The 12472-nt window shown below is 57.0% G+C and carries 10 protein-coding genes; 5 read left to right on the top strand and 5 right to left on the bottom strand.

The annotated features are described in order from the left end of the window. Positions 1-10: 10 nt before the first annotated feature. Together FRY97_RS14535 and FRY97_RS14530 are read left to right on the top strand one after the other, a co-directional pair. The gene (locus FRY97_RS14535) at positions 11-2719 is read left to right on the top strand and encodes a PKD domain-containing protein (protein WP_147168278.1); all 2709 of its coding nucleotides are present in this window, start codon (positions 11-13) and stop codon (positions 2717-2719) included. Positions 2720-2743: 24 nt separating this feature from the next. After that, positions 2744-4057, top strand: coding sequence for a hypothetical protein (locus FRY97_RS14530; protein WP_147168277.1), 1314 nt, complete (start codon positions 2744-2746; stop codon positions 4055-4057). A 210-nt stretch (positions 4058-4267) separates the two neighbouring features. Here FRY97_RS14530 and FRY97_RS14525 read toward each other — a convergent pair whose 3' ends face one another. From FRY97_RS14525 to FRY97_RS14515, 3 genes are read right to left on the bottom strand one after another with little or no spacing between them, the layout of a single operon-like run. Then, complete coding sequence (locus tag FRY97_RS14525; protein WP_147168276.1) at positions 4268-5254, bottom strand: CdaR family protein; 987 nt, start codon at positions 5252-5254, stop codon at positions 4268-4270. Continuing rightward, positions 5235-5573, bottom strand: a complete 339-nt coding sequence (gene yajC, locus FRY97_RS14520) for a preprotein translocase subunit YajC (protein WP_246141738.1) — start codon at positions 5571-5573, stop codon at positions 5235-5237. Before yajC ends, FRY97_RS14525 begins: the two co-directional genes overlap by 20 nt. Before the next feature lie 35 nt (positions 5574-5608). Further along, positions 5609-6109 (bottom strand): DUF1573 domain-containing protein, encoded by a 501-nt coding sequence (locus FRY97_RS14515; RefSeq protein ID WP_147168275.1) that lies wholly within the window; start codon positions 6107-6109, stop codon positions 5609-5611. A gap of 244 nt (positions 6110-6353) precedes the next feature. Here FRY97_RS14515 and FRY97_RS14510 point away from each other — a divergent pair, with 244 nt between their 5' ends. After that, positions 6354-7526: a 5-(carboxyamino)imidazole ribonucleotide synthase gene (locus tag FRY97_RS14510; protein WP_147168274.1), complete on the top strand. Its 1173-nt coding sequence runs from the start codon at positions 6354-6356 to the stop codon at positions 7524-7526. Positions 7527-7600: 74 nt separating this feature from the next. Here the strand turns inward: FRY97_RS14510 and FRY97_RS14505 are convergent, their stop codons facing one another. Next, positions 7601-8950, bottom strand: coding sequence for a cryptochrome/photolyase family protein (locus FRY97_RS14505; protein WP_147168273.1), 1350 nt, complete (start codon positions 8948-8950; stop codon positions 7601-7603). A gap of 401 nt (positions 8951-9351) precedes the next feature. Here FRY97_RS14505 and FRY97_RS14500 point away from each other — a divergent pair, with 401 nt between their 5' ends. Both FRY97_RS14500 and FRY97_RS14495 read left to right on the top strand, forming a co-directional pair. Further along, positions 9352-10158 (top strand): tetratricopeptide repeat protein, encoded by an 807-nt coding sequence (locus tag FRY97_RS14500; protein ID WP_170254659.1) that lies wholly within the window; start codon positions 9352-9354, stop codon positions 10156-10158. A 43-nt stretch (positions 10159-10201) separates the two neighbouring features. Beyond that, positions 10202-10942, top strand: a complete 741-nt coding sequence (locus FRY97_RS14495) for a 3'-5' exonuclease (RefSeq protein ID WP_147168271.1) — start codon at positions 10202-10204, stop codon at positions 10940-10942. Between the two features lie 2 nt (positions 10943-10944). On the opposite strand, the gene glpK is transcribed toward FRY97_RS14495, so the two are convergent. Continuing rightward, positions 10945-12444, bottom strand: coding sequence for a glycerol kinase GlpK (glpK, locus tag FRY97_RS14490; protein WP_147168270.1), 1500 nt, complete (start codon positions 12442-12444; stop codon positions 10945-10947). Positions 12445-12472 lie beyond the last annotated feature (28 nt).

The following is a 12472-nucleotide window of genomic DNA, read 5'->3' as shown; positions in this document are numbered from 1 at the left end:
GTAGCGTACCATGAAAATTACCCCCAGCTTTGTTTGCTTGCTGATGCTCGCACTGGCCCCTGCTATGGCACAGGACCTCCCGGAAGGCTTCTACGATGTGGACTATGTGGAAGGGCTGGATTACCCGGTGGGCCTGACATTCGACGACAACGGCCGCATGTACATTTGGGAGAAGAAAGGTGTAGTGCGGGTTGCAGATGCAGAAGGCAACCTCTACGATGAGCCATTGATCGATATTTCGGAGGAAGTCAGCAACTGGAAAGACCATGGCTTGATGGGCTTTACGCTGGACAATGATTTTCTTGCAAACGGCTACTTTTATCTTTTGTATGCACTAGACCTCCACCATTATGCGTATTTCGGGACACCGGCATACCACCCGGACACTACCGTCACTTGGGCGCCCACTATTGGCCGGGTAGTACGCTACCGGGCTGACCCCACGACGGCCTACCTGCGTGTGCTGGAGGGCAGCCGGAAGGTGCTCCTGGGGGAGGCTTTGGCCGATGGCATCCCGCTGTTGTACGAGTTCCACGGGCTGGGCAGCCTTGCCATGGCTGCCGATGGGACCTTGCTCGTCAGTTCTGGAGATGCTACCGGCAATGGGGGGATAGACATAGGCGGGGATGAGTTCGGCACGATGGCATCAGAGGCGATTGCGGCTGGGGTGATCTCCCCCGATCAAGACTTGGGGTCTTACCGGGCGCAGTATTTGGGCAACCTCAATGGCAAAATCTTGCGGATCGATGCTGAGACTGGGGAGGGGCTGCGCAGCAACCCTTACTACGAGGCGGAAGCCCCGCGTTCTGCAGCTTCCCGGACCTGGGCCTTGGGCCTCCGCAACCCTTACCGCATACATATCCGGCCCAATACGGGCAGTCATTACCCGGAAGACGGCAACCCGGGGGCCATTTACATCGGCGATGTCGGCAACGGTGCTTGGGAAGAGCTCAATATCGCTACTCAGCCCGGCCAGAACTTTGGCTGGCCCATCATGGAAGGGCTGGGCGCACACTGGCCTTATTTCACGGCCGAGCCTCCGCCCAATCAGCTGCGCCCCAATCCGCTATATGGCAATGGCTGCGATGAGGAGTTCTTCGACTTCAAAGACCTGTACGTCAACCCACGTCAGGGCGGGCATACGGTGCCCCCCAACCCTTGCAACGATCAGGTGCCTGTAGAAGATTATATGGTGGGCACTATGCCGGCCCTGCTCTGGAGCAATGCCAAGTGGAACCCCCCAACCCGGGCACAGGTGCCGGTCTTTGACGAACAGGGCTTTTATACCGGTGCCAACCTCGGTACGGCAGCATCCGGGCTGGAGGGGGCCGAGGTGTTCGATGGCTTCTCTTCTCTTGCCGGGGCCTTTTATGAGCACGAGCATTTCCCGGAACAGTACCGTGGGAAGTATTTTATGGTAGACTTTAGCGGCTGGATCAAGGTGGCGGATTTTGACGAACAACAACGCTTGCTGCACGTCGAGCCTTTCCATGGCAACGCCCGGGACATCATCCACCTTGCTGCTAACCCTGCCGATGGCAAGCTCTACTATATCGGCCTGGACGGCAAGGTGCACCAAATCAGCTTCGGGGGCAACCCCCCGCCGGTGGCAGACATCGGGGCGGAACAGTTCTTTGGGGCTGCCCCCCTTACTGTTGATTTTGATGCTTCCGCTTCTTATGATACCAACCTGCCCCTGGTCGCTTACCACTGGGACTTTGGGGACGGGCAGACCGCCGAAGGGGTCAACGTAAGCCATACTTTTACCGGCAGCGGGAGCTATACGGTGAAGCTGACCGTCGCCGACAGCCTGGGCGCTGAGGATGCTGACGAAGCCGTAGTTTCCCTGGATAATACCCCGCCTCAGGTGCGCATCAGCAGCTTTGAGGATGGCTGGCGCTATCCCCTTGACCAAGGGACGACCCTGCTCCCCCTTATAGCTGATGTGGCGGATGCTGAGCATTCAGCAGAAGAGCTGACTTATCAATGGCGGACTTTCCTGCACCACAACGACCACTTCCACCCCGACCCCGTCGATTTTAACCCGAGGAGTTTTGCCCTCATCAGCCCATTGGGCTGCCAGGAAGAGCTGTACTGGTACCGCACCGAGCTGACTGTTGCTGACCCTGGCGGGCTGAGCACAACCGTAGTGCAGCGCATCTATCCCTATTGCGGGGAGCCTTTCGTAGCGTGGGCCGCCCTTGAGGGTGCGCCTGAGGGGGCAGGCGTGGCTTTGCATTGGGAGACTACTGCGGAAGACAGCATGGCGTATTATCTGGTGGAGCGCAGCCCCGACCCCTATCAGTTCGAGCCCATTGGGCAGGTGGCGGCTACCGGTGCCGGCCGTTATGATTTCTTCGATGATGGGCCCAGGAAAGGGACAAACAACTATCGGGTCAGAGCGGTCACTGCCAATGGGGCTTACCGCTTTTCTAATACCTTGAAGGTGGGGTTCCCCCGCCCCCTGCCGGTGAAGGTCTTCCCTAACCCGGTCCGCTCTTCTTTCACGGTCAGTGTAGAAGAGGTGGCAGGAGAGGAGCTGGCGCTGGAGCTGATTGATATGTTAGGGAAAGTGGTGCAGCGCCAAGTCTGGCCGGTCAGCCCGGGAGCAGCTTTCGAGAAAGAAGTACTGCCGGGGCAGCTCCCCAACGGCGTTTACCACTACCGTATTTGGGATGGTGCCAATGAACACCTGGGCACCTTAGTGCTTGCCCGATAACGGGCGCTTACAACACCTGGACCTATGAATGTATTGTTGACCGGGCTGAAAAATGGAGGGCAATGGCTTGCCCGGTATTACCTGCTCATCCTACTGCTGTTTGCAGGCTACCGGGCCCTGAACCTGGGCGGGCGTTTCCACCGGGGGATGATCTGGTCTGACGCTGAGGGGTACTACCTTTATCTGCGCGCTCTGTTTGTCCATGACGATGGTTTTGAAGGGCTTGATGTCCGCACTACAGACCAATTTTTCAATTACGAAGGCACCAACAAGCGGTTTACCAAATACACCTGCGGGGTAGCTATGCTAGAGGCCCCTTTCTTTGGCATAGCACATCTGCTGGCCCTTGCTTCGGGCAGAAAAGCGGACGGCTACAGCGATGTTTACCTCTACGGTCTGCAGGCAGCAGGCATTTTTTACGGATTTCTGGGCTTGTGGCTGTTGCACCTGTCGCTATTGCGGCACTTTAAGCCCGGCGTGGCCATGATGGTTGTCACTGGCTTATTTTTAGGGACCAACCTATACCATTATGTGCTGCAGGAGCCGGGCATGTCGCACGTCTATTCCTTCTTCTTGTTTGCGCTCTGGTTTTGGCTGGCGCCCGGCTTTTACCAAAAGCCAGGCCCTTGGCGCAGTGCCGGGATGGGGCTGCTGTTGGGGCTGATCACCCTCATCCGGCCTACCAATATGCTGGTGCTGTTGTTCTTGGGCCTATACGACGTGCGCAGTTGGCAAGGGTTTGTAGTGCGGTTGCAGTTTGTGGCCCGGGAAGCTCGCCACCTTTGGCTGGCCCCCTTAGCCGCTGCCCTGGTATTCCTGCCTCAGCTGGCCTATTGGAAATACCTTTCGGGCGATTGGCTCATCTACTCATACGGGGAGGAGGGGTTCAACTGGTCAGCGCCGGAGTTTTGGAAGGTCCTGTTCGATATCAAAAATGGATGGCTGCTCTTCAGCCCGATGATGGCCTTGCCCCTTTTGGGCGGCTTTTTGGGCATGTGGCGCAACCGCTATAATATGGGCGTGATCATGCTGATGTGGCTGGTGACCTACTACCTTACTGCGAGCTGGTGGTGCTGGTGGTTTGGGGGGGCTTTTGGCCACCGCAATTTTGTGGAATACTATGTTTTCCTGGCAGTGCCAATGGCCTGGCTGTTCTCCAACGTGATGGGCAGCCGGTGGTGGCTGCCAAAAATCTTCCTTGTGGCGGTATGGCTGGTGCTCCTGTATTATGGCTATATGCTGGCCGTGCACTTCAGAGGGCCGCATTATGAATGGTATATGTGGGAGGAAGTGGTGGCTTATATGTGGGAACTCCGGCTGGACGTGAGGTACGAATAGCTCGGGCGTAAACCCAAATATAGGAGGTGTTTATACGATAGCCTGGCATTGGCCTAGCGCTGCGCAGGGGTGTAAGCCCGACAGGGCCGAGCGGACAGCGAGCCCCGGAGCATAGCGGCACCTGCCCACTGGCAGGGGCAGGCCCCCTCACATTGCGGCAGGGGCAGTCCAAAGAAGATCGATAATCTGGTTTGCGCCCAGTAGCTTGGGCTATTCTGAAGGCTGAGCGGGCAAGCTGAGGGTATCGGCTGGCTCTACAAAAAAGAATTTGGCCGACTTGGGCGTGAAGTAGACGGAAAGGGCGAAAGCGGGTTTGCGGGTAAGCCTGATGGGGATGGTGTTGCCGGCGCTGTTGAGGGCTACCCCTTTCAGGTCGATTTCTGCCTGGAAGCCGCTGCTGTTGATCTGATCGTAATAACTGAGCCCGATTTTGCAGGTCACGGTCACTTTATCTGGAAAAACCCGCAGGCTGTCCGGAGCATTGCGCACGACAAGCGGGACATAGACCGATTTTTCCGTAAAGGGCTCCACCTCAATCTCCGCAGTGACGGTGCCCGGGCTGCAGGATACTTCTACGGGCGGGCGCGCAAGGGGTAAAGACCGTGCCTGAGACTGCTCCAGGCCCGATAAAACCAGGGAATCGGTTGGCCAGGACCCGTACTGCTCGATCAGCGATTTGGGGCCGGTGAGCAAGACGGAGTCAGGCGTGAGCAGGATGTTGCCTTTGAGCTGATGCTCCGGGGCAAAGCTGAGCTGCTGGCGCAGCTGTACTGGCACTTTCTTCTGAGCCAGGGGCTCGGCGATAAGGTTGAGGTTGTCGTAATTGACTTCAATGATACGGATGTCATTGGAATAGAGCCGGGCTTTGATGTCTGTGCGCAGCTGCCCCCTGCCGAGGGCCAGCTGATTGGTCTCCTGCATATCGTAGGTGAGGGTCAGGCGGCGTGCCCGGAAGTGATCGAGCAGGAGGTCCCATCCGGTCCCTTCGAGGCTGGCGACAAAGTCGGCTGGGGGGAGGTGGGCCAGCGTTTTGTGATCGGGCAGCTCGATGTCGAACCCGACCTGTTTTTCTGCGCGGTAGGTCTGAGAAAGCTTGATCAAGAGCCAAAAAACCAGCGCAATACCCATGCAAGCCATGAGTATTGCCCGGTCTCCCTGTATCTTGAACCGTTGCAGGTTAAGCTTTGGTCTCTGCATCTTTTTGGTTGGCCCCGGCATGGCTGGCGGTCATTTCCTTGGAAATGGCGCTGCGCAAAACACGTACGAAAGTTTTATTGGATACTTCAAGGGTGGCCTCGTAGTCGTCCAATTTATTGATGCGGCCAATCAGCCCACTGGCCGTGACCACCTCATCGCCCTTTTGCAGGCTGTCGCTGAAAGCTTGCTGCTCTTTCTGCCGTTTTTGCTGTGGGCGGATCATGAAAAGCCAGAAAATGACGATCATGGCACCGATGAAGATAAGGTTCATCATGCCTGCGTTCCCGGCTTGAAGGAGGATCAAATCTGTTGTTATCATTGTTTAGAGTCTAATTTTTAAAAGTAATGCCAAACCTATCGCCCCTCCTCTTTTACAAAGCCCCTCAGGTAGACTTGTGTAGTAGCGGGGTAGGTGTTGGCCGTCACAGTGACCGGCTTCACTTGCCTGCTTTTTTTATTCTTGGTATCAAAACGTACATGCAATGAACCGGTCTCGCCCGGCGCTATCGGCCCCTCGGGCCAGCTGGGCACCGTACAGCCACAAGTAGAGCGGGCGCCCTGTATGATGAGGGGGGCTTTGCCGGTATTGGTGAACGAAAAAGTGTGCTCTACTACTTCGCCTTCGGCCACTTCGCCAAACTCGTAAGCTTTTTCATCAAAAGTGATCTTGGCTACATTGACCGTATCGATAGGGTCGTTGGCAGAAACGGGGTTGCGGATGATGTCCGCATTGCGGATAGGCCCTTCGCTCCGGATTTCTTGTATGGACTTCTCCGTAGCCGGCGCTCCGCTTTGGCCGCTGCAGGCACTGAGCAGCAATAGTACAGCAAGCAAGGCCCCATTTTTGATAAGCATAAGTCTTTGGATTGGTTGTCGGCCAGAATATCGGCGGCCAGTGCGCTGGCCGCCGCACTGGCCGCCCAAGATACAAAGTTAAGGGCTTAATTGTAGTTTCGCCCCGCCTTTCCAATAAACCAAGGTAAGCCCTCCGAGGTTGAAAGCGGGCTTGTGATCCGCACATATTTTCTGCCAAAGCCAAGGCTGCGGTCGGAATTGCCAGCGGGTATCCTTAGTTTTGCAGCAAAATACCCTTTCAGACATGGCTTATCAGGATTCCATCCTCCACCCCGATTTCAAGCTGGGCATCCTCGGCGGCGGGCAGCTGGGCAAAATGCTGGCACAGGCAGCTTCCAACTGGCACCTCCCGGTCTACGCCCTAGAGCAAGACCATAGTTTCCCCGCTGGCCGGGCCACGCCTTTTTTGCAGCATGGCGACTTTAAGAATTACGATGATGTCTACCGTTTTGGCCGCGAAATGAACGTGCTGTCCATCGAGATCGAGCACGTCAATACCGAAGCCCTCCATCGCTTAGAGGAAGAAGGGGTGAAGATTCATCCGGCCCCAGATAAGCTGGATATCATCAAGGACAAAGGCCTGCAAAAGGAGTTCTACGCAACACATGGCATCCCTACTTCCCCCTTCCGTTTGTATGAAGATGAGAACGCCTTGCGCCGGGCTGTCGCTGAAGGGGGACAGCCCTTGCCCTTTGTGCAGAAAACCCGCACAGCAGGCTACGATGGGAAAGGGGTGAGCATCATCCGCAGCGAAGAGGACCTCGACAGCCGCCTGCTCAGCGGGCCTTGCCTGGCAGAAGAGCTGGTGGAGATGGAAAAAGAAATTGCGGTCATTGTCGCCCGCAACGAACAAGGGGAGACCCGCTGCTTCCCTGCGGTGGAGATGGCCTTCAACCCGGTAGCCAATTTGGTGGAATTCCTTTTCTGCCCAGCTGCCATCAGTGCTGAGCAGGAAGCCGCAGCAGAAGCCCTCGCAGTTGATGTCATTGAAGCTTTTGGATTGTGCGGCCTGCTGGCTGTAGAGCTGTTCCTTGATAAAGATGGGCAGCTGCTGGTGAACGAAGTGGCGCCCCGGCCGCACAACAGCGGGCACCATACCATCGACAGCTGTTACACCTCTCAGTTTGAGCAGCACCTGCGCGCCGTGCTCAACCTGCCGCTCGGCAGTACGGAAATGAAAGCTCCTTCGGTTATGGTCAACCTGCTTGGCGCTCCGGGCCACACGGGCCCTGCTTACTACAAAGGGCTTGAAAAATGCCTGGCTATGCCCGGGGTCCACCTGCACCTTTACGGCAAGTCAACAACCAAGCCTTACCGGAAAATGGGGCACGCTACCGTGGTCAACAAAGACTTGCAGCAGGCCATCGCTTATGCAAAGGAGGTTCAGCAGGCATTGGAGATCGTAAGCGGCACATGAGGGCAATGCTCCGGGCGGCAGGGGGCTTAAGCTGGCAAATGCCAGATGCACCGGGCTCTAGCCTCGGCTAAAGGCTAGCCCAGGGCAGCCTTGTACGTCTCCAGGCACCGTTCGCGGGCTATTTTGTGGTCCACTATGGGCTTAGGGTACCGGCTCGTCCCAAATTCAGGCACCCATTGCTTGATGTACTTGTACTCCTTATCGAATTTCTGCTGCTGAGCAGTTGGGTTGAAGACCCGGAAGTAGGGGGCGGCGTCTGTGCCGCTGCCCGCAGCCCATTGCCAGCCGCCGTTGTTGCTGGCCAGGTCGTAGTCTAAGAGCTTCTTAGCAAAGTAGGCTTCGCCCCATCTCCAGTCGATGAGCAGGTGCTTGGTGAGGAAGGAGGCCGTGATCATGCGCACCCGGTTGTGCATATACCCGGTTTGGTTGAGCTCGCGCATGCCGGCGTCTACGATAGGATAGCCTGTTTTCCCCTCGCACCATTTTTTGAACTCCGTTTCATCATTGCGCCATTCTATGTGGTCGTAGGCTTCCCTGAAAGAGCGGTTGGCCACATGCGGGTTCTCGTCTAGGATCTGAGCGTAGAAATCCCTCCAGATGAGCTCATTGAGGAAAGTCTCGTTGAGCTTTGAAGCCCGCCAGGCCTTCTGCCGGATGCTGATGGTGCCAAATCGGAAGTGTATGCCAAGGCGGGAGGTGCCGTTGATGGAAGGGATGTCCCTGGTCTGATCGTAGTGCTTGATGAGCTTTCTGCTGACGGTAGCCGAAGGGATCTCTATCGCGGAAGGGGCAAAGCCCATATCGCTCAGCGAGGGCATGGGAAGGGGGGCTGCTGTGGCAAAAGCCTTTGCATATTTTAGCGTAGGGTAGGGTTTGAGATAATAAGAGACGGCTTCCTGATCGCCATCTTCTGTCTGAAAGGAAGACATCCGCTCTTTCAATTTGCTCTTCCAGGTACGGCTGTAGGGGGTGAAAACGGTGTAGGTGCCCCCAGCTTTTTTTTGTACTTCCTCCGCCTCAAATATGACGTGGTCCTTAAAATGATGGAAGCCCGCGCCGGCATCTTCCACGAGCTGAGCAACCGAACCGTCCCGCTTTTTAGCGTAAGGCTCATAATCCCGGTTGGTGTAGACCTGCCCTACCTCATATTCGTCGAGCAGTGCTTTCCAGACTTCCTCCGGATATCCGTAACGGACCAGCATACTACTGCCATAGCCCTCTTCCAAGGCTGATTTGAGGTGCCCGACCCTTTCATGCAGGAAAGCAACACGGGCATCTTCCCGGTCGTCAAGGTCATCGAGGATGTTTCGGTCAAAAATGAAAAGCGGGAGCACAGGCAGCCCCGATTTCAGGGCGTGGTAAAGGCCCGCATTGTCCTGCAGGCGGAGGTCCCTGCGGAACCAGAAGAGGGCTATTTTCTGCATATCGCGTTGGTTTCGCAAGGGGAAACAGCATAGGGCCTGCTTTGTTCAGCAGGCGTGCTGCCGCATTTCCAGGATGGCAGCCGGGCAAGGCTATGTTGTACTTCCCTTGGGCCTGCCCCTGCCCCCTCCGCAAGGATAGGGGCCTACCCCTGCCTGTCAGCAGGGGTCGCTATGCTCCGGGGCTCGCTGTCCGCTCGGCCCTATCGGGCTTAAACCCCTCCGCAGCGCTAGGCCGATCCCATCCTGGCCCTACAACCTGCTGCATGGCGGCTTGCCCCCACAATTGGCTGCCCAAGCAGGAAATTCAGAGGGCCCCGCCCACGGCATTCCGGCATATTTCGTAAGTTTGGTCCCATTCAATCGCTGTCAACCGGACCACCATGCGAAAGCCCGCACTTTTTATGCTGCTGATATTACTTTGGGCATGCCATGCAGAGCAGAAACAAGCCCGGGCGGATATTGAAGAGCAAGAAGCCCTTTTGGCCTCTGCCAAAGGGGGAGGGCCCGCCCTCGATGCACTGAGCCAGCACTACCAAGCCTATGCTGCAGCCTACCCTGAAGACGAAGCCCACGCCCCCGCTTACCTTTACCGGGCAGCCGGGCTGATGTTCCGCCAAGAAGCCTACAGTGAGTGCCTTGCGCCCCTGAGGCAGCTGCTTCAGCGCTATCCCGGCAGCTCGGCAGCGCCCAAAGCCTTGGAAATGGCAGCTTCTGTCTATGCCGTTGAGCTCAGGGACTCAGCTACTGCGGTCTTCCTCCAGGCCTGTGGGCAAAAGGTTTATGGGCTGGAAGCTCCTATGGCGGAAAGCCCGGAGGAACAGCTGCTAGAGCTCAAAGGCAAAGTTTTTGACGATAGCCTGATGCAGGTCGATTTCCGGCTGGCAGACCGCTACATCCGGCAGGCCGGCTGGTATACGGCTATTTGTAAGGACGAGGATGATGGGCCGGGCATCCTTTTTTCTGCAGCCGAAATAGCCCGCTCCGTCCGGGCCTACGAAAAGGCAGCAGCGCTGCTGCAGGATTATGCAGCCCTTTATCCTGAAGGGCCCGCCGCTGCGCAGGCGCTTTTCCTGCAAGCGTTCACCTTGGGCAACGATCTGAACCGTAAGGATACCGCCCATGCCCTTTACCAGGCTTTCCTAAAGCGCTACCCAGGGCACGAGCTGGCAGCGTCCGCTGCAGTCCTCTTGGAAGAGCGCGAGCGCTAAACTTGATAAGTTAACCGAAACCATAGCCCAACCCCACACCATTATGCAATTGTCCCGCCCTATCATTTTCTTTGACCTGGAGACTACAGGGGTGCACCCCGAAAACGACCGGATTGTACAAATCGGCGCCATCAAGATGTCCCCTAATGGGGAAACCGAAGAAAAGAACATCTTGGTCAACCCTGAGATGCCCATACCGCCCCAAGCCAGTGCTGTGCATGGCATTTCCGACGAAATGGTGGCCGGCAAGCCAGTTTTCCGGCAGTACGCTAAAAGCATGTTCGACTGGTTCAGTGGTGCAGACTTGGCTGGGTACAATGCAGTGCAGTTTGATATCCCCATGCTCGCTGCTGCATTCCGCCGGTGCGGGCTGCGGTTCCCCGAGCCGGGCGTGCATTTTGTGGATGTCCTCCTGCTGGAGCGCCACATCAACAGCCATAGGCTGGAGGCGGCTTACGAACGTTACACTGGAGCGGCATTGGAGGATGCGCACGATGCGATGGCCGATATCAGGGCTACCTTGATCGTATTGCAGCACCAGCTAAAAAAATTCCCGAACCTGCCCATTAGCCCTGAAGGGATAGCTGAACTGACACAGGGCGGGCAGCCTAGGGCCGACATCAGCGGAAGGCTTTGCTATCAGGAAGGGGTGCTGTGCTGGAACTTCGGGAAGCACAGGGGGCAGCCGGTAGCGGACACCCCTTCCTACGCTTCCTGGTTTCTGAGCGCAGACTTCCCCGAAGACGCCAAGGAAATGGTCCGGGAAGCCATTCAGGCGGAATAGCCTTATTCAACCCATCCCATGGCCCGGTTTACGGCCTTTTGCCAATACTTCAGGGCCTGCTCCGCTGCTTCACGGCTCATGGCCGGCTCGAATGCACGGTCTTCTTTCCAAAGCGACTGGAGTTCTGATTTGCTGCGCCAAAAGCCGACCGCCAGCCCGGCAAGGTAGGCGGCACCTAGAGCGGTCGTCTCCAGCACTTGAGGGCGGAGGACGGTGCTGCCCAGGATGTCGGTCTGGAACTGCATAAGGAAGGGGTTGCTGCTCGCCCCTCCGTCTACCCGCAGCTCTCGGATAGAAGCCCCGCTGTCTTTCTCCATAGCCCGCAGCACATCATGCACTTGGTAGGCGATAGACTCCAGAGCTGCGCGTGCCATGTGGGCACGGGTTGTGCCGCGGGTGAGCCCAAAAAATGCCCCTCTCGCATCTTGGTCCCAGTAAGGCGCGCCAAGCCCGGTCAAGGCGGGCACGAAATAAACCCCTTCGTTGCTGTCCAAGCTGCTGGCCAGCCCTTCGCTGTCTGATGCTTTGCTGAGCAGCTGTAGGCCGTCCCTCAGCCATTGGATGGCAGCCCCTCCGATAAAGACACTGCCTTCGAGTGCGTAGGATACTTCGTCCGCTATCTTCCAGGCCACAGTCGTCAGCAGTTGGTTGCTCGACGCAACAGGCTTGGCCCCGGTGTTCATGACCAGAAAGCACCCGGTGCCATAAGTGGTTTTGGCCATGCCGGGCTCGGTGCACAATTGGCCGAACAGGGCAGCTTGTTGGTCTCCGGCTATCCCGGAGATAGGGATGCGGGCAGAAAAAATATCGCCGGAGGTCTTTGCGATAGGCCCGCTGCTTGGCACGACTTCCGGGAGGATGGAAGGGGGGATGCCGAGCAGGGCAAGCAGGTCATTGTCCCATTTCTGGGTATGTATATTGAACAGCAGTGTCCGGCTGGCATTGGTGATATCCGTCAGGTGGGAAGCGCCCCCAGTCAGGTTCCAGATGAGCCAGCTGTCGACGGTGCCAAAGCAGGCCTCTCCCCGCTGTGCTTTCTCCCTGGCGCCCGGCACTTCGTCCAGTATCCACTTGATTTTCGTCCCTGAAAAGTAGGCGTCCGGGAGGAGCCCGGTCTTTTCCCGTATCATCTCGCTGTGCCCCTGTGCTTTCAATTCATTGCACAGGGCAGCGGTGCGGCGGTCTTGCCAAACGATAGCAGGGTAGAGGGGCTCGCCGGTGCGCCGGTCCCAAAGTATAGTGGTCTCCCGCTGATTGGTGATCCCAATGGCAGCAATCTGGCTGGCGCTGAGCTTGGCTTTGGCAATGGCCTCGGTGGCGACAGCAGCCTGAGAAGACCAGATCTCCATGGGGTCGTGCTCTACCCAGCCGGGCTGTGGGAAAAACTGCTGAAATTCTCGTTGTGCAGTGGCTGTGATTTTGCCTTCCCGGTCGAAAAGGATAGCCCTTGAGCTTGTGGTCCCTTGGTCTAGCGCCAGGATGTATTGTTCTTTCCCATGCATGCGGATATCGTTTTTGTTGCGGTAAAAT

The organism is Phaeodactylibacter luteus, from assembly GCF_007993045.1.
GTDB lineage: Bacteria > Bacteroidota > Bacteroidia > Chitinophagales > Saprospiraceae > Phaeodactylibacter > Phaeodactylibacter luteus.
The sequence above is the reverse complement of the archived record's forward strand: the minus strand, read 5'-3'. Positions and strand labels throughout refer to the sequence as shown.

Excerpts from the sequence above, each read along its gene's own strand:
- FRY97_RS14535 (WP_147168278.1), top strand. The coding sequence starts at position 11 with ATGAAAATTACCCCCAGCTTTGTTTGCTTGCTGATGCTCGCACTGGCC.
- FRY97_RS14530 (WP_147168277.1), top strand. The coding sequence starts at position 2,744 with ATGAATGTATTGTTGACCGGGCTGAAAAATGGAGGGCAATGGCTTGCC.
- FRY97_RS14525 (WP_147168276.1), bottom strand. The coding sequence starts at position 5,254 with ATGCAGAGACCAAAGCTTAACCTGCAACGGTTCAAGATACAGGGAGAC.
- yajC (WP_246141738.1), bottom strand. The coding sequence starts at position 5,573 with ATGATAACAACAGATTTGATCCTCCTTCAAGCCGGGAACGCAGGCATG.
- FRY97_RS14515 (WP_147168275.1), bottom strand. The coding sequence starts at position 6,109 with ATGCTTATCAAAAATGGGGCCTTGCTTGCTGTACTATTGCTGCTCAGT.
- FRY97_RS14510 (WP_147168274.1), top strand. The coding sequence starts at position 6,354 with ATGGCTTATCAGGATTCCATCCTCCACCCCGATTTCAAGCTGGGCATC.
- FRY97_RS14505 (WP_147168273.1), bottom strand. The coding sequence starts at position 8,950 with ATGCAGAAAATAGCCCTCTTCTGGTTCCGCAGGGACCTCCGCCTGCAG.
- FRY97_RS14500 (WP_170254659.1), top strand. The coding sequence starts at position 9,352 with ATGCTGCTGATATTACTTTGGGCATGCCATGCAGAGCAGAAACAAGCC.
- FRY97_RS14495 (WP_147168271.1), top strand. The coding sequence starts at position 10,202 with ATGCAATTGTCCCGCCCTATCATTTTCTTTGACCTGGAGACTACAGGG.
- glpK (WP_147168270.1), bottom strand. The coding sequence starts at position 12,444 with ATGCATGGGAAAGAACAATACATCCTGGCGCTAGACCAAGGGACCACA.